Below are 23839 nucleotides of genomic sequence, written 5' to 3' on the forward strand. Positions count from 1 at the left end.
CCGCCCCCATCCCGCCCCCGGGCGGGGCCCCGCAGGGGTGGCGGGTCATGGGCCCGGCCCCCAGGGCTCCTGTGGGCTCTCGTTGCGCCGCGGCGCCCGGGGCGGCCCCCCCGGGCGCGGCCGGCCTCGGCGACCTCGCCATCCGCTACGGCTACCAGCGCTTCGAGACGTCCGTCATGATCGCCGTTGTCATTGTGCTGATCATCCTGGTCTGCGGCATCCAGTGGGCCGGCGACCGGCTGGTCGCGAGGCTGGACCACAGAGCGTGACCGGCGAACCGCGGCCAATCAACGCCTTTAATTTCTGAGAAAGTTCAGATTGTTCTCGATGGTCTCGCTGGCCCAAGCGAGCTTTTCGCGATCGTCGGGGCGCAAGGGAGCCTCGACCGCGACGGTGAACAAGTGCCAGGCGAGACTGTCGGATAGAAGCCATGTGGTGACCTGTTCGCTGAAGATCACGTGCCCCTTATCGAGTGTCTTGATGTTGCCGGTAATCAAGTCCGCACAGTGCAACATGGCCTCGGGGTAAGGGCTATCACGCCATGCCGCTAATGCAGCTGCTACATCCATTCCGGCAAGCACTATGCCCTCCAGCCAGGGAACCGCGTTCCCTTCATCGGGATGCATGGTCATCGCTTTTCGCCAGGCAGCCTGAAACAGCTCCTCGACAGCCTGCTGTTCTTCCAACGGCCAATCGCGCCAGGAGGTCCTTTCGAGCTTTGCGGCAATCACGTTGGCGTCGAACCCCATCGAAGGTTCGCCTTGGATGGCAAGTTCAAGCACTCTCGGCAGAAAGTGCCGGTAGTCATCGACGTCGCCGACCGTCCATATGGCCGATCCGGCATAGGCGCCGAGGTTTTCACCACTGAGCTCCCGAAGCGGACCACTGGATACTCCCCGAAAGATCGATTCCAAATCCTTGTACGGCGAGCCATGCAGGTGGCGGGGCGATGGATAAGACGCGAAAGCGGCATAGACGCGTTCGACTGCGTAGGCCAGTTCAGACGAGAGATCAGCCTCCAGGGGATTTGGGTTGCTCATCCGCTACGACTCCGAACAGGTCTCTGGCTTGCTCTGCGGTATAGTAGCCAAGCTTGACATCCCGAGCGACCAATTGCGGATCGCGCTGCAACGGATCGCCGTAGCCGCCGCCGCCCGGTGTGCCGACGCGCACGCGGTCGCCTGCCTTCAGCGCGATGTCCTGTTCCTTTGAGAGGTGCGGCGGCACATGTTCCTCGCCGTTGCGGAACACAGTCACCGTGTTGACCGCGCCGTCCTTGCCGCCGAGCGCGCCTTGCGGGCCGAACCGGCCGTGATCCATGACGAAAGAGGCGCGGGCGTCGCCGCGCAGGATCTCTACCTCATAGGCGAGCCCAAACCCGCCGCGGTGCTTGCCGGCGCCACCCGAGCCTTCGCGCAGCGCATAATGCCGGTAGAGCACCGGGAAGGCCTGCTCCATGATCTCGACCGGCGGCGACTTGGAGATGCCGATGGTCGAGCAGCCATTGGTCAGGCCGTCGTGACCGGCATTGCCGCCATAGCCGCCGCCGGAGATCTGGTACATGACATAATCGCGGCCACGGACCGGATCGTTGCCGCCGAGCGCGAAATTGCCGCTGGAGCCAGCCGGAGCCGCCGTCACCCTGTCCGGCAGCGCCTGCACCATCGCAGCGAACACCGCCTCGGCGATGCGCTGCGAAACCTCGGCCGCGCAGCCCGACACCGGGCGCGGATATTTGGCGTCGAGGAAGGTGCCTTCCGGCCGCTTGACGATCAGCGGTTCGAAGGCGCCGGCGCTGATCGGCACATCCGGGAAAATGTGGCGCATGGCGAGATACACAGAGGACAAGGTCGTCGCCAGAACGCTGTTCATCGGCCCGGCGCAGGGCTTTGATGAGCCCGAGAAGTCGAAGCTGAGCGTGTCGCCTTTTTTCTCGACTGCCAGCGCGATGATCAGCGGCTCGTTTACCACGCCGTCTGAATCGACGAAGGCCCGCGAGCGATAGATTCCGTCGGGAATGGCCGATATGTTGACGCGCATCTGTTCAGCGGCGCGGCGCCGCAATTCGTCGATCGCTTCGACAACCGTTTCATCTCCGTAACGATCCAGGATTCCGTTAAGCCTGTCCTGGCCGATCAGCAGTGCCGCCGCCTGCGCGCGGATATCGCCAATACGCTGGTCGGCGACACGGATGTTGGAGCAGATGATGGCGTAGATCTCCGGGTCGAGCACGCCCTTCTTGAACAGTTTCACCGGCGGCAACCGCAAGCCTTCCTGCTCGACCGCCGTTGCCGAGGCGGAGAATCCGCCCGGCACCGAACCGCCAATGTCGGGCCAATGGCCGGTGTTCGACAGCCAGCAGAAGATCTTCCCCTCCCGGTAGGCCGGCATGGCGAAGCGCACATCCATGAGATGGGTGCCGCCGAGATAGGGATCATTGACGATGTAGATATCGCCCGGCTCGGGCGGCAGGCAGCGTCCGTCGGCGATCATCTCGATCACCGTTTTGGTCGAATACTGCATGACGCCGACGAACACCGGCAGGCCCTGGCTGCCTTGCGCGATCAGCGAACCATCGAGCGCCGAATAGATGCCATCCGAACGGTCATTGGCCTCGGCGATGACAGGCGAGAACGCGGCGCGCGAAAATGTCAGGTCCATTTCGTCGCAGACTTGCTGTAGCGCCGCCTGGATGACCGAAAGGGTGATGGCGTCGAGTTTTTCCATCTCAGGCCTCGCCGATATCGATGATGATGTTGCCGTCGGCATCCGATCGCGCCCGGTCGCCGGGCTCCAGCACAGTCGTCGCGTCCATCTGTTCGAGGATCGCCGGCCCCATGATGACTGCGCCGAGCGGCAGCTTTTCCCTGCTGTAGACCGGCGTATCGTACCAGCGCCCGCCATACCAGACCGGCCGGATTTCGCGCCGCGCCTCTTCGAGCGTTTTGGCGCGCCCAGCCGGATCGATCAGCCGGGACAGATCGATGGTCGGCCGCACGCCAGTGACCGACGTGTTGAGGTTGACCAGATTGGCGCGGATCTCGGGTAGCTCGACCTTGAAGCGGGCGAAATAGGCCTTCTCGAACAGTTGCTGCAGTCCCTCGCGTGTCATCGCAGACGACGGCAGCGGCACGTTTATGATATGCGTCTGGCCGACGAACTGCATGTCGGCGGAATGCGTGAAACGGATTGCTTCCGGCTTCACCGCTTCCTTGCCGATCAGCTCCTCGCCTTCGTTTCGGTGCCGTTCCAATGTCTCGTGGAGCTGGGTTTCATCGAGACTGGCCACCGGCTGGTTGACCGTGTTGACGAAATCATGGCGCAGATCGGCGACGACGCAGCCGAGAGCATTGGTGATGCCCGGCCGCGCCGGCACCAGCACTTTCGGCAGGCCTAGTTCGCGCGCCAGTGCCGTCGCATGCAGCGGCCCGGCGCCGCCGAAGGCGAACAGCGCGAAATCGCGCGGGTCATGGCCGCGCGACACCGAGACCATGCGAATGGCGCCGGCCATCTTCACGTTGCCGAGCCGCAGCACCGCACCCGCCGCCTCGACGCCGGACAGGCCGGTAGGTCGGCCGATCCTGTCCTCGAATATGCCGGTGACCCGTTCGACGGTGACCGGGTTTTCCACCGCAAGCAGCTTTTTCGGCGCCAGCCGGCCAAGCACCAGATTGGCGTCGGTGATGGTCGGCTCCAAGCCGCCGCGTCCGTAGCAGATCGGGCCGGGATTGGCGCCGGCGCTTTCCGGGCCGATCTGGATCAGGCCGGCCGCATCGACGCGGGCGATCGAGCCGCCGCCGGCGCCGACCGTATGCACCGCCACCATCGGCACGTGGATCGGCATCGCATATTCGATCTCGATCTCGTTCGACACCGCCGGCTCGGCGTTGCGGATCAGCGCCACGTCGGTCGAGGTGCCGCCCATGTCATAGGTGACCAGGTTTTCGAAGCCGGCGCGTTTTCCGGTATAGGCGGCAGCGATGACGCCGGAAGCGGGGCCGGACATGACGGTCTTGGCCGACTCACGTGTGACAAAGCGGGCCGAGATCATGCCGCCATTGCCGTTCATGATCAGGAAGTCGCGGGCGTAGCCTTTTGACGCCAGCTCCTTGCGCAGCCGCTCGACATAGCGTTCGAGGATCGGTTGCACCGAAGCGTTGACCGAAGCGGTCACCCCGCGCTCGAATTCGCGCGCTTCCGAAAGCAGGGCGTGGCCTGTCGTGATGTAGCCGTTCGGCCAAAGCTCGGCCGCGATCTCGGCGGCGCGCCGCTCATGCGCCGGGTTGGCGTAAGAATGCAGGAAATGGATGACCAGGGATTCGCAGCCGGCTGCGATCAGTTGTGAAATCGCTGTCCGCATCTCGGCCTCGTCGAGCGGGATGCGCGCCGCGCCCGAGGCCTCGACCCGCTCCGACACTTCGAACCGCAGATTGCGCGGAATGATCGGGACGAACGTGCCCGTCATGCCATAGGCCTGCGGCCGTGTCCGCCGGCCAAGCTCGATGACGTCGCGAAAGCCGCGCGTGGTGATCATGCCGGTCTTGGCCAGCCGGCGCTCCAGGACCGCGTTGGTGGTGGTCGTCGTGCCGTGCACGATGAGGTCGATGCCGTCGACCGGAAAGCCGGTGGCGCCAAGTGCTGCAACGACGCCGAACGCCTGGTTGTCGACCGTGGTCGGGGTCTTGGCGATATGCACCCGGCCACCGTCACGGCCGTCGATCAGAAGGAGGTCGGTAAAAGTTCCGCCGACATCGATGCCGGCGACGACACCGCCAGTCGAATCCAGCGCTTGCGCCGAAAAATTCTGTCCCATTGTCGAAACCCGAAATGCCCGAACTGCCTAGATGCCTTAGTTTGGAAAGCTGTTTTACGGTGGCGTCTTGACGCAAATATCGTTTGTATACTAATAAATTCCGGACACAAGAGCTTACCGCTTCGGAGTGTGCAAACGGCACGCTGGAACCTGACCGGTTCGGGCGCGCAGGTGGAGATTTGGCGCCGGCGCTGAGCCGGCCCAGAAGGTTAGGTTTGATGAACACCACATCCGCGTTCAACACAGCCGGCGCCCGGCCGCTGCAGTTCCCGATACCGGCCAATGTCTATGCCGAAACCGTCGTCTCGGTGAAGCATTATACCGACCGGCTGTTTTCGTTCCGCATCACCCGGCCGCAGTCGCTGCGCTTCCGCTCCGGCGAATTCGTCATGATCGGCCTGCCCAATGCCGAGAAGCCAGTATTCCGCGCCTATTCGATCGCCAGCCCGTCCTGGGACGACGAACTCGAATTCTTCTCGATCAAGGTGCCGGACGGCCCGCTTACCTCGGAGCTGCAGAAAATCGGGATCGGCGATACAGTCATCATGCGGCAGAAGTCGACCGGCACGCTGGTGGTCGACGCGCTGACGCCGGCCAAGCGCCTGTTCATGATCTCGACAGGTACCGGCATCGCACCCTTCGCCAGCCTGCTGCGCGATCCCGACACCTATGAGAAGTTCGAGCAGGTGGTCCTGACCCATACCTGCCGCGACAATGCCGAGCTCACCTACGGCCAGGAGCTGGTGACAGCGCTTGAGAAGGACCCGCTGATCGGCGAACTGACCGGCGGCCGCGTCACGCTGTATAATTCGACGACGCGCGAGACCTCCGTGCGCATGGGCCGCATCACCGCGCTGATCGGCTCGGGCAAATTCTACACCGATCTCGGCATCGACAGGCTCAATCCCGAGACCGACCGCATCATGATCTGCGGCTCGATGCATATGCTCAAGGACGTCAAGGAACTGGCCGAAAGCCTCGGCTTCCAGGAAGGCTCGCTGCACCATCCGGCAAGCTTCGTCGTCGAGCGCGCCTTCGTCGGCTGAGACGCGCAGCTCAGCGTCCACTGGTTCGAGACCCTGATTTTGATCATGCGGTCAAAAATCGGCTGCCTTGACCGCCTTTTTCCGCTATGACTGCTTGAAGGACTCGTGAAGCGCTGCTTCACGGTCTATCTTCGGCATAAGTCGCTGAACAAGGGGCAGGAGATGAGCAGCACAATCCGCGAAACCGATCTCGGCACGTCCAAGATCACGCCGCTGCCGGCGCGCGCCGCCGCCAATGCGCCGATGCCGCAAGCCCATGGCATTGCTCGCAATCCCGGCATGAGGCTCGATCTCGGCTTCATGGAATCGATGCGCGGCGTCAACCGCTCGGCGCTGGAACGCCGCGTCGCCAGCCTGACCAAAAGACGCTCGATCAAGGCCGATAACCAGGCGGCCTGGCTGCTGCGCGCCGTCGCCTGCATGGACCTGACGACGCTGAACTCGAACGACACGGAAGAGCGTGTGCGCAGGCTCTGTGCCAAGGCGGTCAACCCGTTCCGTCGCGACATCGTCGAGGGGCTGGGCATTACTGGTGAAAAGATCCGCCCGGCGGCGGTCTGCGTCTATCATCCCTTCGTCGCCACCGCCGTAGAAGCGCTGCGCGGCAGCGGCGTCCATGTCGCCGCCGTTTCGACCGCCTTCCCGCATGGCCTTGCACCGCTTTCGACGCGCCTGCAAGAGATCGAAGCATCGGTCCGCGACGGCGCCGAGGAGATCGACGTCGTCATCCCGCGCGGCCTGGTATTCGGGGCGAAATGGCAGGAGCTTTATAACGAGATCGTCTCGATGCGCGCCGCTTGCGGCGAGGCGCATCTGAAGGTGATCCTCGGTACCGGCGACCTCGCCACGCTGCGCAACGTCATGCTCGCCTCGATGGTGGCGATGATGGCGGGTGCAGATTTCATCAAGACCTCGACCGGCAAGGAAAGCGTCAACGCGACGCTGCCGGTCGGCCTTGCCATGGTGCGCGCAATCCGCGCCTATTTCGAGGAAACCGGCTATCTCATCGGCTTCAAGCCGGCCGGTGGCATTTCCACGGCAAAAGCCTCGCTCGATTGGCTGGTGCTGATGAAAGAAGAACTGGGCCGGCCGTGGCTGGAGCCGGAGCTGTTCCGCTTCGGAGCATCGAGCCTTTTGACCGATATCGAGCGCCAGCTCGAGCATCATTTGACCGGCCACTACTCGGCCAATCATCGCCACGCGATGGCGTGATTCGGAGCACTTCATGAACATCCTCGAACGCTATCACGCCATGGAATACGGCCCGGCGCCGGAGGCGCGCAACGAGGCCGATGCGTGGCTTGCCGCGCGGGATTTCGGCAAAGCGCTGTTTATCGGCGGCGACTGGAAGGCAGCCAGCGGAGGCAAAACCTTCGACACCAGCGATCCGTCCTCGGGAAAGCTGCTGGCCAAGGTGTCGGATGCCGGTGCCGCCGAGATCGACGCGGCGGTTGCGGCGGCCACAAAAGCGCTGCCGAAATGGAGCGCCAGCACCGGCTACAGCCGAGCCAAAGTGCTCTATGCCATCGGCCGCGCCATGCAACGCAACCAACGGCTGTTCGCGGTGCTGGAATCGATCGACAATGGCAAGCCGATCCGCGAAAGCCGCGACATCGACGTGCCGCTGGCGATCCGCCATTTCATCCATCATGCCGGCTGGGCGCAGGCGCTGGACAGGGATTTTCCCGGCCACAAGGGCGTCGGCGTCGTCGGCCAGATCATCCCGTGGAACTTCCCGCTCTTGATGCTCGCCTGGAAGATCGCGCCGGCGCTCGCTGCGGGCTGCACCGTGGTGCTCAAACCCGCGGAATTCACGCCGCTCACCGCGATCCTGTTTGCCGAGATCTGCGGACGCGCCGGCGTGCCGAAGGGCGTCGTCAACATCGTCCAGGGCGGGCCGGAGGCGGGCGCGACCATCGTCAACCATCCCGGCGTCCAGAAGATTGCCTTCACCGGTTCGTCCGAGGTCGGCAAGATCATCCGCAAGGCCACTGCCGGCTCGGGCAAAAAACTGTCGCTGGAGCTTGGCGGCAAGTCGGCATTCGTGGTTTTCGAGGATGCCGACCTCGACAGCGCCGTCGAGGGTCTGGTCGACGGCATCTGGTTCAACCAGGGCCAGGTGTGCTGTGCCGGCTCGCGCCTTCTGGTGCAAGAAGGCATCGCGGACGCCTTCATCGCCAAGGTCAAGACGCGGATGAGCCGGCTGCGCATCGGCAGTCCGCTCGACAAGAACACCGATATCGGCCCGCTGGTCGATTTGACTCAGCTCGATCGCGTCAAGGGCCTGATCGCCGAAGGCGCCAAGCAGGGCGCGATCTGCTGGCAGCCGGACTCGGCACTGCCCGCCGCGGGCTATTACCATCTGCCAACGCTGGCGACCGGTGTTTCGCCGGCTAACATCTTGGCGCAGGAAGAGGTGTTCGGGCCGGTGCTCGCCACTATGACCTTCCGCAACACCGAGGAAGCGATCGAGCTCGCCAACAACACACGCTATGGCCTGGCCGCTTCGGTGTGGAGCGAGAACATCAATCTTGCCCTGCACGTCGCGCCGCAATTGAAGGCCGGCGTCGTCTGGGTCAACGGCACCAATATGTTCGACGCCTCCTGCGGCTTCGGCGGCTACCGCGAGAGCGGTTTTGGCCGCGAAGGCGGGCGCGAGGGCATGTTCGAATATCTCTCGGCAAAACTGCCGCTCGGCCCGATCATCAAACCGGCAACGTCTTCGGCCCAACCTGTCGAGCAGGCGGAAGGTGGCGCCATCGACCGCACGGCAAAGCTGTTCATCGGCGGCAAGCAGGTCCGGCCGGACGGCAATTATTCCTTCGCCATCGCCAGCGCCAAGGGCAAGCTTGCCGGCGAGATCGGTCTCGGCAACCGCAAGGATATCCGTGACGCCGTCGCGGCCGCGCGCGCCTGCAAGTCGTGGCCGGAGGCGACCGCCTACAACCGCAGCCAGGTACTCTACTACGTGGCCGAAAACCTTTCCGGCCGCGCAGACGAGTTTGCCGCCCGTTTGACCCAGCTCACCGGCGCGACCGCCAAGGCGGCGCGTGACGAGGTCGAGCTGTCGATCGAGCGCCTTTTCCTCTATGCCGGCTTGGCCGACAAATTCGAGGCCCGCGTCCACCAGCCGCCGGCCCGCGCCGTCACATTGGCGCTGCACGAGCCAGTCGGCGTCGTCGGCATCATCGCGCCGGATAATGCGCCTCTGCTTGGCCTGATCTCGCTGGTGGCGCCGGCGCTTGCCATGGGCAACACCGTAGTCGCAGTGCCATCCGAAAAATACCCGCTGCTTGCCACCGACCTCTACCAGGTCATCGAATATTCCGACGTTCCGGCAGGCGCCATCAATATCGTCACCGGCCGTAGCGCCGAGCTTGCCGGCGTATTGGCCAAGCATGACGATGTCGACGGGCTCTGGGTGTTCGTCGACGCCGAGACTTGCGCCAAGGCCGAGGCTGAGTCCATCGGCAATCTCAAACGCGTCTGGACCGGCAACGGCCACAGCCTCGACTGGCCCTCGAACGAAGCAGCCGGCGATGCCTTGCTGCGCCGTGCGATCGAGGTCAAGAACGTCTGGGTGCCCTACGGCGACTGAGTGCCCCGGAGAGACGTCCGGGCTTGACGGGCCAAAAGATGTTCTTTACCGAGAAAAAACATTTGGCTGGCAGGCGAATATCGAAACAGGCGGGATGGTAGTGCCCGGCTGGCACATTGCGCCCCGGCCTTGCGCCGGTAAAGCCGAACGACCACAGACGGGCGAGGAGAAAAGCATGGCGGATCTGACAGGCAAAATCGTTGTCGTCACGGCGGCGGCGCAAGGCATCGGCCGGGCGAGCGCGCTGGCGTTCGCCAAGGTCGGCGCCGTCGTCCATGCCACCGACATCAACGAGGTGGTGCTCGCCGACCTCGGCAAGACGCCCGGTATCAAGACCCGCAAGCTCGACGTGCTGAACGACGAGGCGGTGAACGCCGCTTTTGCCGAGATCGGCGCCGTGGACGTGCTGTTCAATTGCGCCGGCTTCGTCCATTCCGGCTCGATCCTCGAGATGAAGGACGGCGATCTCGACTTTGCCTATGATCTCAATGTCCGCTCGATGATCCGCACCATCCGCGCCGTGCTGCCCGGCATGCTGGAGCGCGGCGACGGCTCGATCATCAACATGGCGTCGCTGGCCAGTTCGACCAAGGGCGTGCCGAACCGCTTCGTATATGGCCTAACCAAGGCAGCCGTCATCGGCCTGACCAAGTCGGTCGCCGCCGACTATGTCGGCAAGGGCATACGCTGCAATGCGATCTGTCCGGGCACGGTCGAAAGCCCGTCGCTGCAGGACCGCATGCATGCGCAGGGCGACTACGAAGCAGCTCGCGCCGCCTTCATCGCGCGCCAGCCGATGGGCCGCCTCGGCACGCCCGAGGAAATCGCCGACCTCGCCGTCTATCTGGCCGGCGCCACCTATACGTCGGGGCAGGCTTATAATATCGACGGTGGCTGGTCGATCTAAGAGGCCATTTGAAAACCCTACTCCGCCGGGCGCCTGACGCGGCTTTCTGCGCTTCCGGTGCTCACGTACTTTAAGTACGCTCCGCTCCGGTTCTCGAAACCCACGCCATTCGCCGCAGCGGAGCGAGTTTGCAAACGGCCTCTGGTCGCAACTGGGAGAAAACTGCATGAAACTGCTGCGCTATGGCGAGGCGGGGAGCGAACGCCCCGGCCTGCTCGATGCGGATGGAACGATCCGCGACCTCTCCGCCCATGTCACCGACATTGCCGGCAAGACGCTCGATCCGGCATCGCTTGAGACATTGTCGAAGCTCGATCCGAAAACGCTACCGGCGGTTTCCGGCAAGCCACGCATCGGCGCCTGCGTCGCCGGCACCGGCAAATTCATCTGCATCGGTCTCAACTATTCCGACCATGCTGCCGAAACCGGCGCCACCGTGCCGCCGGAGCCGATCATCTTCATGAAGGCAAGCTCGGCTATTGTCGGGCCGAACGACGACGTGCTGATCCCGCGCGGCTCGGTGAAGACCGACTGGGAGGTCGAGCTCGGCGTGGTGATCGGCAAGACTGCAAAGTATGTCACCGAGGCCGAGGCGCTTGATTATATCGCCGGCTATTGCGTCGCGCACGACGTCTCCGAGCGCGCCTTCCAGGCCGAGCGCCAGGGCCAGTGGACCAAGGGCAAGTCCTGCGACACGTTCGGGCCGATCGGCCCGTGGCTGGTGACCAAGGACGAGATCAAGGACCCGCAGAACATCCCGATGTGGCTGACGGTCAACGGCAAGACCATGCAGAACGGCTCGACCAAGACCATGGTCTTCGGCGTCGCTTATCTCGTCTCCTATCTCAGCCAGTTCATGTCGCTGCACCCGGGCGACATCATCTCTACCGGCACGCCGCCCGGCGTCGGCCTCGGCATGAAGCCGCCGGTCTTCCTGAAGCCCGGCGACGTGGTCGAGCTCGGTATCGAAGGGCTGGGCATCCAGAAGCAGACGTTCAAGGCGGATTTGTAGGCGGCGCTTTGCCTTCTCCCCTGGGGGCTAGCGTGCGCACACATCTGCTTCGGAGAGGTGTGCGCACGCTAGCCCACAAGGGGAGAAGGGGAGTCGGCACCTGCGCTATTTCAGCACCTTCCCATCGGCCCCAAACCGGTATGTCTTTGCCGGATCCGGCGTCGCGTAGAGCGTGGCACCCGGTTCGGCGTTATAGACGCCAAAAATGCGCACTGTGATCAAGCCGGCCTTCTCGCAGTCGAGATAGAGATTGGTGTCGGCGCCAAGGTGCTCGGCATGGACAACCGTGCCTTTCCAGGCACCGGATTTCGGATCGACGGTCAGGTGCTCGGGGCGGACACCGATGGTCTTGGCCGTCTCGCCAAGCCTGGCCCCGTCGACGAAGTTCATCTTCGGTGAGCCGATGAAGCCGGCGACGAATTCATTTGCCGGCGAATTGTAAAGCTCCATCGGTCCGCCGATCTGCTCGATCTTTCCCGCGTTCAGCACGACGATCTTGTCGGCCAGTGTCATCGCCTCGACCTGGTCGTGGGTGACATAGATCATCGTGGCCTTCAGCCGGCGATGCAATTGCGCGATCTCCAGCCTGGTGTTGACGCGCAGTGCGGCGTCGAGGTTCGACAGCGGCTCGTCGAACAGAAAAAGCTTGGGCTCACGCACCACGGCGCGGCCGATGGCGACGCGCTGGCGCTGGCCGCCGGACAACTCGGCCGGCCGCCTCGAGAGGTAGGGCTCCAGCGACAGCATCGAGGAAGCGATGCCGATGCGGCGGTCGATCTCGGCCGCCGGCGTGCCCGCCTGCTTGAGGCCGAGGCCCATATTGTTCTTCACAGTCAGATGCGGATAGAGCGCATAGGTCTGGAACACCATGGCGATACCGCGCTTGGCCGGCGGCGTGGCGGAGACGTCCGCCCCGTCGATCACCACGCGGCCCGAGGTCGAGTCCTCCAGCCCGGCAATGACCCTGAGCAGCGTCGACTTCCCGCAACCGGATGGACCGACGAAGACGACGAACTCGCCATCCGTCACCTCGAGGTTGATGCCCTTCAGCACCTCGACCGGCCCGAAGGCTTTTTTCACGTTCTCGATGTTCAGCGAGCCCACGGCTTCGTCCCTGTTCTAGAGTTTCACGGCGAGGCCGCTGCGCACGCTCTCGTCTGCGGCAAGGCAGACGGCGAGCGACTTCACCGCGTCGTCCATGTGGCGGGTCAAGTCCAGATCCTCGCGGATCGCCTTCAGCACAAACGCCTGTTCCAGGTCGCAGAGGTCCTGATGGCCGGGCTCGCCTTGCATCGACAGCATTTCGTCCGGTTTCGCGAACTTGCCGTCGGCGCCGGTCGCCGCGCTGTGCAGGCGGATGGTCGAGGTCTTGGTGTGGGTGTCGATGTCGTCGGACCTGACACCCTCCTTCATGACGATCGACACGCAGCCATTGGGCGAGATCACGTCCTTGACGAAGAAAGCCGTCTCCGAAATCATCGGCCCCCAGCCGGCCTCGTACCAGCCGACCGAACCGTCGTCGAATAGCACCTGCAGATGACCGTAATTGTACATTGACGGCGCGATCTCGTCGCTCAGCCTCAGCCCCATGCCGCGCACCTCGACTGGCCTGGCGTCGGTGATCTGCAGCATCACGTCGAGATAATGCACGCCGCAATCGACGATCGGCGATGTCGTCTGCATCAACTGCTTGTGCGTCTCCCAGCTATGGCCGGAGGATTGCTGGTTGAGGTTCATGCGGAACACGTAAGGGCCGCCGAGCTTGCGCGCCTCGGCGATCAGCCGGATCCAGGACGGGTGATGGCGCAGGATGTAGCCGATCACCAGTTTTTTGCCGTTGGCCTTGGCTGCCGCGACCACGCGCTTTGCATCGGCGACCGTCGTTGCCAGCGGCTTTTCGACGAAGACATGGCAGCCGGCCTCGAATGCACTGACCGCATAGTCGGCATGGCTGTCGGAATAGGTAGCGATGCAGGCGACATCGGGCTTTTCGTCGCGTAGCGCCTCGTCGAAGGAACGCCGGATGGCGTAGGTCGAAAGCCCTTCCGGCAGCGGCACATCGGAGCGGTTGACCAGCGCGGCGATCTGGAATCCCGGATTGGTGTGATACGCCAACGCATGGCTGCGCCCCATATTGCCGAGGCCGGCGATGACAACGCGAAGGGGTTGGTCCATTTCAGTTTGCCTTTAGTAGAGCGCGGGCTTTCAGGTCCATCCTAATACTCGATCCATACTCACTGGCGATCTGCAGAGCAGCCTTTTCGCTTTCACAACGTGCCAGAAGTCCGAACCCGTATGTATCGACTCCCTCTTTGATCAGAGAAGACCTCCGGTCGTCCGGCAACGGACGATCCAGATCCAGCGCCTCGGTGAATGCCTTGGATTGCTCGCTAACCATCAGGGAGTTGACACGCCAGACGATATGACAGTTGTATTCCTTCGGTCGACGCTCGATCCCGAACCGAGTCAGCCAGACAGCTGCATTGAGATAGAACTGCGGTCCCCAGGCAGACTTCTGAAGGTTAAGCAGACAGACCGTTTCCGGCCATTCGCGATAATAGTTTGTTTTGCGAACGCCGCGGAATCTGTGGCGGATTGCCGACTCGGTGAGGCCTCGACTGATCGCGTCCCGACCCTCACTCACTTGACCGCTCCCGAAGTGATGCCGCGGATCAGCTGCCGCGAGAAGATGACGTAGAGGATCAGCACCGGCATGATCGCCAGCGACAGTGCCGCCAGGATGGCATTCCAGTTGGTGACGAACTGGCCGAGGAACAGTTGCGCGCCGAGCGTCACCGTCTTGGTTTCCTCCGACGGCGCCAGGATCAGCGGGAACCACAGATCGTTCCAGATCGGGATCATGGTGAAGACGGCGACCGTCGCCATAGATGGCCTGACCAGCGGCAACACCAGGCGGAAGAAGATGGTGTATTCCGATAGCCCGTCGATGCGGCCGGCGTTCTTCAGGTCGTCGGAGACCTGCTTCATGAATTCCGACAGGATGAAGACGGCAAGCGGCAGGCCTTGCGCCGTATAGACCAGGATCAGCGCCGTCAGCGTGTTGACCAGCCCGCTCGCCACCATCAGCTGCAGGATGGCGACGGTGCCGAGGCGGATCGGGATCATGATGCCGAGCGCCAGATAGAGCCCCATCAGCGAATTGCCGCGGAAGCGGTATTCCGACAGCGCGAAGGCAGCCATGGCGCCGAACAAAAGCACGAAGAACAGCGAGGCGACGGTGACGACAAGGCTGTTCTGGAAATAGTGGATGAAGTCGCCCTGGCCGATCACCGTGGTGTAGCCGATCAGGTCGAAGGTCCCTGGCGTCGGCGGCGTCAGCGGCGCGCCGAAAATCCCTGCGCGCGATTTGAACGAATTCATGATCACGAGGATCACCGGAAACAGCGCGATTGCGGTGTAGGTCAGAAGGATCGCATGCGCGCCGATGGTGCGGGGCAGCGAGCGGGTTGCGGTGCTCATGGTCGCGCTCCCCTAAAACTGGTAGCGACGCAAGCGCGTCTGTACGAGGAACAGATAGACGCAGACGCCGCCGAGGATGATCAGGAACATCATCGTGGCGATCGCCGCGCCCATGTTGGGATCGCCGACCTGCAGCTGGAAACCGAAGAAGGCGCGGTAGAGGAAGGTGCCGAGAATATCCGTTGAATAGTTCGGCCCGGCCAGCGCGCCTTGCGCGGTGTAGATCAGGTCGAAAGCGTTGAAGTTGCCGACGAAGGTCAGGATCGAGATGATGCCGATCGACGGCAGGATGAGCGGCAGCTTGATCTTCCAGAACTGCGCCATCCCAGTGATGCCGTCGCATTCGGCCGCTTCGATCACCTCTTCGGGAATGGACAGCAGTGCCGCATAGATCAGCATCATCGGGATGCCGACGAACTGCCACACCGAGATCAGGCTGAGCGCGGTCAGCGCATATTGCGCCTTGCCGAGCCAGGGCGTGAACAGGCTTTTCAGGCCGACAAGGTCCATCATATGCGGCGCCACGCCCCATAGCGGCGACAGGATCAGCTTCCAGGCGAAGCCGACGATGACGAAAGACAGGATCGTCGGCACGAAGATCGCCGTGCGGTAGAAGGCGGAAAACCGTAGCCTGGGGCTGGACAGAAGTGCGGCCAAAAGGACGCCGATCGGGTTCTGCACCAGCATGTGGATGATGAAGAACCAGACATTGTTCCTGAGCGCGTTCCAGAAATTGACCGACCAGTTGGGATCACCGAACAGCATGCGGAAATTTTCCAGTCCGACGAAGACCTGCGACTGGTTGATGTTGCGGAACAGCGACAGCTGCAGCGTGCCGGCCAGCGGCAGGATCATGATCGCCGTATAGACCAGCAGCGCCGGCGCCAGGAAAACGCCGATATGCCAACGGAACGGTCTTTTCGGTGCTGCGGCCATGCGTTCGGTCCCCGCCGATCAGGTCTTGCTATTGCCGCCAAAGGGCGCGGCGCCTCCCTCCCCCTCGAGGGGAGGGTACCTCGCAAAGCGAGGCGGGTGGGGTCGGCAGAGGAGCACGCCATCGTCGTTCGACCGTGCTTTCCAGCAGCGATCAAGCCGCAGTCTGCCTCGACCGACCCCCTCTGTCGCCTTCGGCGACATCTCCCCCTCGAGGGGGGAGACAACGCTTCGCCGCGCTTTACTTCGCCGGCTTGTACCAGCTGTCGAGGCCGTCCTGCAGCTTCTTGGCGGCAGCTTCCGGCGTGTCGGTGCCGTTGATGACGTTGGCCGATTCAACCCACGTCTCGTTTTCGAGGTTCGGCGTGCCGCGCGACAGGATCTGGTAGGTCGAGCGGATCGTCGACTTGCACTTGCCGCGCCAGGAGACGAATTCCTGGGCCAGCGGGTCTTCCATCTTCACCGGGGTGTTGTTCAGGCTGAAGAAGCCCGGCAGCGCGTTGGCGTAGATGGTGGCGAAATCCGGCGAGGCCACCCAGGACAGGAAGGTCTTGGCCGCATCCGCGTTCTTCGAGGCCGCATTGAGGCCCATGCCGATGTCGGTGTGGTCGGAGATGTAGCAGGTGTCGCCGGCCTTCTGCACCGGCGGCGGGAAGGCGCCCATCTTGAACTGCGCCTGCGTGTTGAACAGGCCGATCTCCCACGAGCCGGCCGGGTAGATGGCGGCGCGGCCGAGCGTGAACAGGTTCTGGCTGTCCGGATAGGTCTGCGCCTCGAAGCCGTCGCCGAGATAGTCCTTCCACTTGGCCAGTTCCTTGAAGGGCTCGACCCACTGCGGATCGGTCAGCTTCTGCTCGCCCTTGATCAGCGCCAGGCGGCCTTCCTCGCCCTTCCAGTAGTTCGGGCCGATGTTCTGGTAGCCCATGGTCGCCGCTTCCCAGAGGTCCTTGGTGCCCATCGCCATCGGGATGTAGGTGCCGTCGGCCTTGATCTTGTCGAGCGCGGCGAAGAATTCGTCGCGCGTCTCCGGCACCTTGATGCCGAGCTTGTCGAAGGCGTCCTTGTTGTAGATGAAGCCATGGATGACGGAGGCCATCGGCACGCAGAAACTCGACTTGCCGTCGTCGGTCTGCCAGGCGGCCTTGGCGACGTCGGAGAAGTTCTCCATGCCGGGCAGGGTCGAGATGTCGGCGAGGTTGCCCTTCTTGAAGAGTTCCAGCGACTTGTCGAACGGGCGGCAGGTGATCAGGTCGCCGGCCGAGCCGGCGGCGAGCTTGGCGCCGAGGGCGGCGTCATATTCGGTCGGCGCCGACGGCGCGAACACCACCTTGATGCCCGGGTTCTTGGCTTCGAAGGCCGGGATCAGCTTGTCCTTCCAGATGGCAAGGTCGTCGCCGCGCCAGCTTTCGATGTTGAGCGTTACGTCGTCGGCATAAGCCACCCCGGCGGAGCCGAGAATGCTGGTGCCGAGAAGAAGTGCCGTCAGTAGCTTCGTTGTCATGCTCAGTCTCCCTGTTGACCTTTTTCAGGTTCGGTTTTGATGAGAACAGAGGCATTGCGCCCCTTGCTCCCCTCGATCGCGGAAAGGGCCGGCCGCAGCTTGTGGCCAGTCCCTTCCAATATCTTCTCGGCTGCATCGGCGCTGGCGGCGCCGGCGGCGAGCAGAATAGCGGTCTTGACGACGCCGCCGCTCCTTTCGAGCAGGCGCGCCGCCTCGTCCTTGTCGCGCCCGCTGACAGCGGCGACGATGCGTGCGGCGCGGTCGCGCAGCTTGATGTTGTCGGCCATGAGGTTGACCATGTAGCCGTCATGGACATGGCCGAGATGGATGGCGGCGAGCGTCGACAGCATGTTGAGCGCGATCTTCTGGGCGGTGCCTGCGCCCATGCGCGTTGAGCCGGCAATCAGCTCCGGCGGCGTTTCGAGCAGGATGGCGATGTCGGCCAGCCGCAACAGCGGCGCATCCCTGTTGTTGGCGATGGCAATGGTCGCCGCACCGCGGCGCCTGGCGTCCTCGATCGCCCTGACTGCATAAGGTGTCGAGCCGCTGGCCGAGACGGCGATCAGGCAGTCGCCCTTGCCGATGCGGGCGGCGGCAACTGCTGCCGAAGCTTCCTCGGTGTCGTCCTCCGGCCCGCCGGCCAGTGTCTTGAAGGCCTCGTCGCCGCCGGCGATCAGGATGGCGATGCGGTCGCGTTGGATGCCGAAAGTGCCCGGCAGCTCAAGCGCATCGGCCAGTGCCATCAGGCCCGAACTGCCGGCAGCCGCATAGGCGAGCTTGCCGCCGCTTTTCAGTCTGCTTGCGATGATTTCGGCTGCCGCAGCAATGGCAGGAATGGCGCCGTGCACGGCCTTGGCGGCCTCGATCTGTGCGTTGGCCAAAGAGGAAAGGACGGCTTCCGGGGCCTGGATATCCAGTCCCTCGGCATTCTGGTGAAGCGCTTCGGTGCGCGTTTCGGCCATCCGCTTTCCTCCAATCGAGAAACCATACCAAAAAAATACCACTTGTCCACACGCATTAATGAAATCCTTGCGGCAGTGCAGGCTTGCGAACGAAATTGGCTGATTTTTCAACAAACTACGCCTTAACTTTTTTGAAACGGAAATTAATCCTTGGCTATTGGTATTTTATTGGTATTATCCGCCCGGAGGAGAAATCGCGTGAAATTCGTGCTCGGCATCGATGGCGGCGGCACCAGCTGCAGGGCGGCCCTTGCAACGGCCGACGGCATCGTCCTCGGCCGCGCCAAAAGCGGTGCCGCCAACATCCGAACCGATCTCACCGGCGCCAGGACGAACATCGTCGACGCAGCGCAGCAGGCCTTTGTCGCCGCGGGCAAGGATCCCGCACTGATCCCGCAAACTCCGGCCGTTCTCGGTCTTGCAGGCGCCAATGTCGGCACCTACCGGCAGCAGCTCGAAGCGATCCTGCCGTTTCGCATCAGCCGTGTCGAGCCCGACGCCGAGATCGCGCTGGAAGGCGCGGTTGGCTCAGGCGACGGCGCCATGGCCATCCTCGGCACCGGCACCGCCTATATGGCACGCAAACAAGGCAAGTCGCGCGCCATCGGCGGCTGGGGGTTCCAGGTCGGCGACCAGGGCAGCGGCGCCCGCATCGGCCGCGACCTGCTCGAGCAGACGCTGCTCGCCTATGACGGCATCCGCCAGGGATCGCCGCTGACGGAGACCATGCTCGCCATTTTCCGCAACAATCCCGAGGATCTGGTCGAATTCACCACCAACGCCAAGCCCGGCGATTTCGGCGGCTTCGCGCCCAAGGTGTTCGAACATGCCGAAAAAGGCGACGTCGTCGCTATCTGGATCCTCGACAAGGCGGTCGCCGATGTCGAAGCAGCGCTTGGCGTGCTCGACCTGGGCGGCGGCGATCCGCTCTGCCTGCTCGGCGGGCTGGCGCCGCTTTACGCGCCGCGCCTGTCGGCCCGCTACCGGGCGCTGCTGAAACCGCCGCTCGACGACGCTCTGGGCGGCGCGGTTCAGATGGCGGCTCGGATTTTCGCAAACACGGCGGAGGCAGCTCGATGAGTGAGGCCGCCGACCAGATATTCGCGGCGCTGAAACAATCGTCGCAGAGTGGCGCGCCGCTCTATCTGCAGCTCAGGAAGAGTATCGAGGATGCGGTCAAACGCGGGCTGATCGGACCTGGCGATGCGCTGCCTTCCGAGCGCGACATCGCTAGCAAGGCCGACATTTCGCGCGTCACCGTGCGCAAGGCGGTGCAGGACCTGGTCAAGGGCGGCATCCTCGTCCAGCGCCATGGTTCCGGTACCTTCGTTGCGCCACGTATGGAGCGCGTCGAGCAGTCGCTGTCGATGCTGACCTCGTTTACCGAGGACATGGCACGGCGCGGCATGGCGGTGCGTTCGGCTTGGCTCGACCGCGGCCTCTATCCGCCGTCGCCCGACGAGATGATGGTGCTCGGCCTGGCATCGAACGAATTGGTTGCGCGCGTGGCGCGCCTTCGTATCGCCAACGACACGCCGCTGGCGATCGAGCGCGCCTCGCTATCGACAAGCGTGCTGCCCGATCCGACGGCGATTGGTTCGTCGCTCTACGCGGCGTTGGAAAAGACCGGCAACAGGCCGGTGCGGGCGGTGCAGCGCATTTCCGCCACCAACCTCGGCGATGGCGACGCACATCTGCTGGAAGTACCGCCGGGCATTGCCGGCCTGCACATCGAGCGTATCTCCTATCTGGCGAGCGGCAAGGTGATCGAGTTTACCCGCTCCATCTACAGGGGCGACGCCTATGATTTTGTCGCCGAACTCCGGCTGAGCGGGCCGGGCGAAGAGGGCCGGCCATGACCGCGACAACGACCCACATGCGGCGCGAGATCGAGGAGATCCCGGAGGCCACCGCCCGTCTGCTCGATGGCTCGGCCGCGGTGCTGACGGAAGCTGGACGCGGCATTCGCGAGCGCGACCCGAATTTCGTCGTCACCGTGGCGCGCGGCTCGTCCGACCATGCCGCGACCTTCATGAAATATGCCGTGGAGTTGACCGCCGGGCTGGCGGTTGCATCGGTCGGCCCGTCGATCGCCTCGATCTATGGCGCCAAGCTGAAGCTGGGCGGCTCGGCCTGCCTGGCGATCTCGCAGTCCGGCAAGAGCCCGGACATCGTTGCAATGGCGCAAGCGGCGAGGACCGGCGGTTCGCTGACCGTCGCCATCACCAACACCGCCGAGTCGCCGCTGGCGCGGGCTTCGGACTACGCGATCGACATCCTGGCCGGACCGGAGCGCAGCGTCGCGGCGACGAAGACCTTCGTCAATTCAGCCGTCGCCGGACTCGCCTTGATGGCGCATTGCACCGGCGACGAGAAACTCCTGGTGGCGCTCGCGCGCTTGCCGGAGCATTTTCGCAAGGCGATCGCCTGCGACTGGATGGCGCTGGCTGGGGCACTCGAGACGCCGAAATCGCTGTTCATTCTCGGCCGCGGCCCGTCGGCGGCGATCGCCAACGAGGCGGCGCTGAAATTCAAGGAAACCTGCGCCATGCATGCGGAAGCCTATAGTGCCGCCGAGGTCATGCACGGCCCGCTGGCGCTGGTCGGTCCCGGTTTCCCGGTGCTGGCTCTGGCTGCTCGCGATGCGTCCGAGCCATCGGTGGCCGATGCCGCCGACAGCCTGGCCGGCAAGGGCGCTGCCGTCTTTGTGACGTCGAACAAGGCAAAGAGCGCTCAGCGCCTGCCGCATGTCGCAACCGGTCATCCGCTGACCGACCCGCTGACGCTGATCGTGTCGTTCTATGGTTTCGTCGAGGCCTTTGCCCGCCATCGCGGCCTCGACCCCGACACGCCGCCCAATCTGCGCAAGGTAACGGAAACCCTATGAGCGACCGTTTTGCCCTGACTGGCGCCGGGATTTTCGATGGCGACGACTGGCACGACAATGCGGCGCTTGTCGTGCGCGACGGCCTCGTCGAGGCCATTGTTGCCGCCGGTGCCATTCCATCCAATGTTGCGCATATCGAGACCGGCGGCGGCATGCTGGCGCCTGGATTCGTCGATCTGCAGGTCAATGGCGGCGGCGGCGTCATGCTCAACGACCATCCGGACGTCGCCTCGATCGAGACCATCTGCCGGGCGCACGCACCCTTCGGCACGGCGGCGCTGTTGCCGACGCTGATCACCGACACGTCCGAGATCACCGCCGCGGCGGTTGCGGCCGGAGCCGAGGCGGCACGGAGGAAGGTGCCGGGGTTCCTGGGCCTGCACCTCGAAGGGCCGCATCTGTCGATCGCCCGCAAGGGCGCACATGACCCGGCTTTGATCCGGCCGATGCTAGACTCCGACCAGACGATGCTGATCGCCGCACGGAAAAACCTGCCCGTGCTGCTGACGACGGTGGCGCCCGAATCCGTCGAGCCCAGCCAGGTGTCGGCGCTTAGCAAGGCCGGCATTGTCGTCAGCATCGGCCATTCCGATACCGGCTATGCCACGGCTCGCGCCTTTGCCGAGGCCGGCGCAACGGTGATCACCCATCTGTTCAATGCGATGAGCCAGATCGGCAATCGCGAGCCGGGGCTGGCGGGCGCCGCAATCGATACAGGCACATTCTATGCCGGCATCATCGCCGACGGTATCCATGTCGATCCGGCCACCATGGCCATCGCCTTGCGCGCCAAGCAGGGGCCGGGCAAGATCCTGCTCGTTACCGATGCCATGGCGACGATCGGCACCGACATGACCTCGTTCACGCTGAACGGCCGCACCATCCACCGCAAGGATGGCAGGCTGACACTTGCCGACGGCACGCTGGCGGGCGCGGATCTCGACATGATTTCCGCAGTGCGCTTCATGCACCGCGTCGTCGGCCTCGACCTCGACGAAGCCTTGCGCATGGCCTCGCTCTATCCGGCGCAGGCGATCGGCCAGTCGCACCGGCTCGGGCGCTTCGCCAACGGTACCGCGGCCAACATCGTTTCGCTGTCGGACGATCTGGACATTAAAAGCGTCTGGATCGATGGTGCCAGGGTTTTTGCAGGCAGCCCTGCTTGTCAGGGTTAGCCGGCTTTGGACGTATAGAGGTCCTTGTAGGCTTCGCGCAGCAGGTTCTTCTGCACCTTGCCCATCGTGTTGCGCGGCAGTTCGTCGACGAAGATCACCCGTTTCGGATGCTTGTACCTGGCGAGGTGCCCGGCGATGGCCTCGACGATCGCTGCGGCGCTGATGGTCGAGCCTGGCGCCCTCACCACGACAGCGGTGACGCCTTCGCCGAAATCCGGATGGGCAACGCCGATGACAGCGCTTTCGACGACGCCCGGCAGCGCGTCGATCTCGCTCTCGACTTCCTTTGGATAGATGTTGTAGCCGCCGGAAATGATCAGGTCCTTGCCGCGGCCGACGATGTGGACATAGCCGTCGGCATCGATCAGCCCGAGATCGCCGGTGATGAAGAAACCGTCGTCACGGAACTCCGCTTTGGTCTTTTCCGGCATGCGCCAGTAGCCGCAAAAGACATTGGGACCCCTCACCTCGATCATGCCGACATCGCCCTTGGCAAGTGTTTCGCCGCTCTCGGGGTCGGTGATGCGCAGGGAAACGCCGGTCAGGGGAAACCCGACCGTGCCGGCACGCCGCTCGCCATCATAAGGATTCGACGTGTTCATGTTGGTCTCGGTCATGCCGTAGCGCTCGAGGATGGCGTGGCCGGTGCGCTCTCGCCAGGCTCTGTGCGTCTCGGCCAAAAGCGGCGCCGAGCCGGAAATGAACAGGCGGATGTTTTTCGCCGCTTGCCGGTTCAAACCGTCCTGCTGCAGCAGGCGGACGTAGAATGTCGGCACGCCCATCAGCACGGTGGCGCGCGGCAGCAGCGAGACGATGCGGGCCGGGTCGAATTTGGTTTCGAACAGCATCGAGGCGCCGGCCATCAGGACGACATTGGTGGCGACGAAAAGGCCATGCGTGTGGAAAACCGGCAGCGCGTGAATCAGCACGTCTGCGGCAGTGAAGCGCCAGAGGTCGACCAGCACCCGCGCATTCGAGGCGAGGTTTTCGTGGCTGAGCATGGCGCCCTTCGAACGGCCGGTGGTGCCGGATGTGTAGAGGATCGCAGCAAGGTCGTCCGGTCCGCGCGCCACGTCGTGGAAGTCCATGGCCGCCTCAGAGGCCCGATCGGTCAACGAACCCTCGCCCTTGCTGCCGAGTGTCGCGACCGCAGCGCCCGAGGCCTGCGCCAAAACGCCGATCTCGGTCACTCGCGCCGGGTCGCAGACGATCAGTCGCGGCTCGGCATCCCTGAAGAAATAGTCGAGTTCGGTCAGCGTATAGGCGGTGTTGAGCGGCAGGAAGATCGCGCCGGCACGCAGACAGGCGAGATAGAGGAAAATGGCCTCCGGGCTCTTCTCGACCTGAACGGCGACGCGGTCGCCGGCTTCGACGCCCAGCTGCGACAGCACATGTGCCAGTTGAGCGGAGCGCGCCAGCATTTCGCCATAGCTGATCGAGCGCCCGTCCTCTGCCTCCATCAAAAGGCGTCCGGGCGTGGGCATCCGGGCACGGAAAGCATCGAACAGATGGTTGCTCAAAAGTC

Annotated in this window: 20 protein-coding genes and 1 pseudogene; 10 read left to right on the forward strand and 11 right to left on the reverse strand. The window is 63.8% G+C overall.

All coding sequences use genetic code 11. The features are described 5' to 3' along the window. Window positions 1-107: 107 nt before the first annotated feature. Window positions 108-269 (forward strand): annotated as a pseudogene (locus NKH59_RS27945) (ABC transporter permease); the annotation flags it as partial. Window positions 270-296: 27 nt separating this feature from the next. Here the strand turns inward: NKH59_RS27945 and NKH59_RS27950 are convergent. From NKH59_RS27950 to NKH59_RS27960, 3 genes are read right to left on the reverse strand one after another with little or no spacing between them, the layout of a single operon-like run. Beyond that, window positions 297-1040: a hypothetical protein gene (locus NKH59_RS27950; RefSeq protein WP_353023684.1), complete on the reverse strand. Its 744-nt coding sequence runs from the start codon at window positions 1038-1040 to the stop codon at window positions 297-299. Beyond that, the gene (locus NKH59_RS27955; RefSeq protein WP_353023685.1) at window positions 1012-2727 is read right to left on the reverse strand and encodes a hydantoinase B/oxoprolinase family protein; all 1716 of its coding nucleotides are present in this window, start codon (window positions 2725-2727) and stop codon (window positions 1012-1014) included. Before NKH59_RS27955 ends, NKH59_RS27950 begins: the two co-directional genes overlap by 29 nt. Before the next feature lies 1 nt (window position 2728). Beyond that, entirely contained in the window at window positions 2729-4813 is a 2085-nt protein-coding gene (locus NKH59_RS27960; RefSeq protein ID WP_353023687.1) for a hydantoinase/oxoprolinase family protein, read from the reverse strand. Window positions 4814-5031: 218 nt separating this feature from the next. Here NKH59_RS27960 and NKH59_RS27965 point away from each other — a divergent pair, with 218 nt between their 5' ends. The 5 genes from NKH59_RS27965 to NKH59_RS27985 all read left to right on the forward strand — a co-directional run bounded on the left by NKH59_RS27965 (window position 5032) and on the right by NKH59_RS27985 (window position 11376). Then, complete coding sequence (locus tag NKH59_RS27965; protein WP_352771472.1) at window positions 5032-5859, forward strand: ferredoxin--NADP reductase; 828 nt, start codon at window positions 5032-5034, stop codon at window positions 5857-5859. A gap of 162 nt (window positions 5860-6021) precedes the next feature. Next, window positions 6022-7071 (forward strand): deoxyribose-phosphate aldolase, encoded by a 1050-nt coding sequence (deoC, locus tag NKH59_RS27970; protein ID WP_353023689.1) that lies wholly within the window; start codon window positions 6022-6024, stop codon window positions 7069-7071. A gap of 13 nt (window positions 7072-7084) precedes the next feature. Beyond that, the gene (locus tag NKH59_RS27975; RefSeq protein WP_353023691.1) at window positions 7085-9457 is read left to right on the forward strand and encodes an aldehyde dehydrogenase family protein; all 2373 of its coding nucleotides are present in this window, start codon (window positions 7085-7087) and stop codon (window positions 9455-9457) included. 175 nt (window positions 9458-9632) lie between these two features. Beyond that, entirely contained in the window at window positions 9633-10364 is a 732-nt protein-coding gene (locus NKH59_RS27980) for an SDR family oxidoreductase (RefSeq protein ID WP_023677124.1), read from the forward strand. A gap of 166 nt (window positions 10365-10530) precedes the next feature. Continuing rightward, window positions 10531-11376, forward strand: a complete 846-nt coding sequence (locus NKH59_RS27985; RefSeq protein WP_353023692.1) for a fumarylacetoacetate hydrolase family protein — start codon at window positions 10531-10533, stop codon at window positions 11374-11376. A gap of 105 nt (window positions 11377-11481) precedes the next feature. On the opposite strand, the gene NKH59_RS27990 is transcribed toward NKH59_RS27985, so the two are convergent. From NKH59_RS27990 to NKH59_RS28020, 7 genes are all read right to left on the reverse strand, one after another. Continuing rightward, window positions 11482-12480 carry an ABC transporter ATP-binding protein gene (locus NKH59_RS27990; protein WP_352527632.1) on the reverse strand — a complete coding sequence of 333 codons (999 nt, stop codon included), beginning with the start codon at window positions 12478-12480 and terminating at the stop codon, window positions 11482-11484. A 15-nt stretch (window positions 12481-12495) separates the two neighbouring features. Then, a complete protein-coding gene (locus tag NKH59_RS27995) occupies window positions 12496-13551 on the reverse strand; it encodes a Gfo/Idh/MocA family protein (RefSeq protein ID WP_352819627.1) in 1056 nt (351 codons plus the stop codon). Window position 13552: 1 nt separating this feature from the next. Next, entirely contained in the window at window positions 13553-14020 is a 468-nt protein-coding gene (locus tag NKH59_RS28000) for a DUF4304 domain-containing protein (protein WP_352614241.1), read from the reverse strand. Further along, a complete protein-coding gene (locus tag NKH59_RS28005) occupies window positions 14017-14856 on the reverse strand; it encodes a carbohydrate ABC transporter permease (RefSeq protein ID WP_023718923.1) in 840 nt (279 codons plus the stop codon). Before NKH59_RS28005 ends, NKH59_RS28000 begins: the two co-directional genes overlap by 4 nt. A 12-nt stretch (window positions 14857-14868) precedes the next feature. Further along, window positions 14869-15792 (reverse strand): carbohydrate ABC transporter permease, encoded by a 924-nt coding sequence (locus NKH59_RS28010; RefSeq protein WP_023718922.1) that lies wholly within the window; start codon window positions 15790-15792, stop codon window positions 14869-14871. Between the two features lie 238 nt (window positions 15793-16030). Further along, window positions 16031-17290: an ABC transporter substrate-binding protein gene (locus tag NKH59_RS28015; RefSeq protein ID WP_352449606.1), complete on the reverse strand. Its 1260-nt coding sequence runs from the start codon at window positions 17288-17290 to the stop codon at window positions 16031-16033. 2 nt (window positions 17291-17292) lie between these two features. Continuing rightward, entirely contained in the window at window positions 17293-18252 is a 960-nt protein-coding gene (locus NKH59_RS28020) for an N-acetylmuramic acid 6-phosphate etherase (protein WP_031212743.1), read from the reverse strand. Between the two features lie 198 nt (window positions 18253-18450). On the opposite strand from NKH59_RS28020, the gene NKH59_RS28025 reads away from it, so the two are divergent. The 4 genes from NKH59_RS28025 to nagA are packed head-to-tail and all read left to right on the forward strand — an operon-like array spanning window position 18451 to window position 22314. Next, window positions 18451-19332 (forward strand): glucosamine kinase nucleotide-binding domain-containing protein, encoded by an 882-nt coding sequence (locus tag NKH59_RS28025; protein ID WP_353023694.1) that lies wholly within the window; start codon window positions 18451-18453, stop codon window positions 19330-19332. Next, window positions 19329-20111, forward strand: coding sequence for a GntR family transcriptional regulator (locus NKH59_RS28030; protein WP_352684093.1), 783 nt, complete (start codon window positions 19329-19331; stop codon window positions 20109-20111). Before NKH59_RS28025 ends, NKH59_RS28030 begins: the two co-directional genes overlap by 4 nt. Next, window positions 20108-21139, forward strand: coding sequence for an SIS domain-containing protein (locus NKH59_RS28035; protein ID WP_353023695.1), 1032 nt, complete (start codon window positions 20108-20110; stop codon window positions 21137-21139). The genes NKH59_RS28030 and NKH59_RS28035 overlap by 4 nt, the downstream gene beginning before the upstream one ends. After that, window positions 21136-22314, forward strand: coding sequence for an N-acetylglucosamine-6-phosphate deacetylase (nagA, locus tag NKH59_RS28040; RefSeq protein WP_353023696.1), 1179 nt, complete (start codon window positions 21136-21138; stop codon window positions 22312-22314). The genes NKH59_RS28035 and nagA overlap by 4 nt, the downstream gene beginning before the upstream one ends. Here nagA and NKH59_RS28045 read toward each other — a convergent pair. Next, entirely contained in the window at window positions 22311-23834 is a 1524-nt protein-coding gene (locus NKH59_RS28045; protein WP_353023698.1) for a malonate--CoA ligase, read from the reverse strand. The genes nagA and NKH59_RS28045 overlap by 4 nt on opposite strands. Window positions 23835-23839 lie beyond the last annotated feature (5 nt).

This window comes from Mesorhizobium sp. M0998 (assembly GCF_040318885.1).
Classification (GTDB): domain Bacteria; phylum Pseudomonadota; class Alphaproteobacteria; order Rhizobiales; family Rhizobiaceae; genus Mesorhizobium.

What these genes read in the sequence shown, in the direction of transcription:
- NKH59_RS27960 (WP_353023687.1), bottom strand. Translation starts at nt 4,813, where the DNA reads ATGGGACAGAATTTTTCGGCGCAAGCGCTGGATTCGACTGGCGGTGTC.
- NKH59_RS28010 (WP_023718922.1), bottom strand. Translation starts at nt 15,792, where the DNA reads ATGGCCGCAGCACCGAAAAGACCGTTCCGTTGGCATATCGGCGTTTTC.
- NKH59_RS28005 (WP_023718923.1), bottom strand. Translation starts at nt 14,856, where the DNA reads ATGAGCACCGCAACCCGCTCGCTGCCCCGCACCATCGGCGCGCATGCG.
- NKH59_RS27985 (WP_353023692.1), top strand. Translation starts at nt 10,531, where the DNA reads ATGAAACTGCTGCGCTATGGCGAGGCGGGGAGCGAACGCCCCGGCCTG.
- NKH59_RS27950 (WP_353023684.1), bottom strand. Translation starts at nt 1,040, where the DNA reads ATGAGCAACCCAAATCCCCTGGAGGCTGATCTCTCGTCTGAACTGGCC.
- NKH59_RS27980 (WP_023677124.1), top strand. Translation starts at nt 9,633, where the DNA reads ATGGCGGATCTGACAGGCAAAATCGTTGTCGTCACGGCGGCGGCGCAA.
- NKH59_RS28030 (WP_352684093.1), top strand. Translation starts at nt 19,329, where the DNA reads ATGAGTGAGGCCGCCGACCAGATATTCGCGGCGCTGAAACAATCGTCG.
- NKH59_RS27965 (WP_352771472.1), top strand. Translation starts at nt 5,032, where the DNA reads ATGAACACCACATCCGCGTTCAACACAGCCGGCGCCCGGCCGCTGCAG.
- NKH59_RS28015 (WP_352449606.1), bottom strand. Translation starts at nt 17,290, where the DNA reads ATGACAACGAAGCTACTGACGGCACTTCTTCTCGGCACCAGCATTCTC.
- NKH59_RS28020 (WP_031212743.1), bottom strand. Translation starts at nt 18,252, where the DNA reads ATGGCCGAAACGCGCACCGAAGCGCTTCACCAGAATGCCGAGGGACTG.
- NKH59_RS27995 (WP_352819627.1), bottom strand. Translation starts at nt 13,551, where the DNA reads ATGGACCAACCCCTTCGCGTTGTCATCGCCGGCCTCGGCAATATGGGG.
- NKH59_RS28035 (WP_353023695.1), top strand. Translation starts at nt 20,108, where the DNA reads ATGACCGCGACAACGACCCACATGCGGCGCGAGATCGAGGAGATCCCG.
- nagA (WP_353023696.1), top strand. Translation starts at nt 21,136, where the DNA reads ATGAGCGACCGTTTTGCCCTGACTGGCGCCGGGATTTTCGATGGCGAC.
- NKH59_RS27975 (WP_353023691.1), top strand. Translation starts at nt 7,085, where the DNA reads ATGAACATCCTCGAACGCTATCACGCCATGGAATACGGCCCGGCGCCG.
- NKH59_RS27955 (WP_353023685.1), bottom strand. Translation starts at nt 2,727, where the DNA reads ATGGAAAAACTCGACGCCATCACCCTTTCGGTCATCCAGGCGGCGCTA.
- deoC (WP_353023689.1), top strand. Translation starts at nt 6,022, where the DNA reads ATGAGCAGCACAATCCGCGAAACCGATCTCGGCACGTCCAAGATCACG.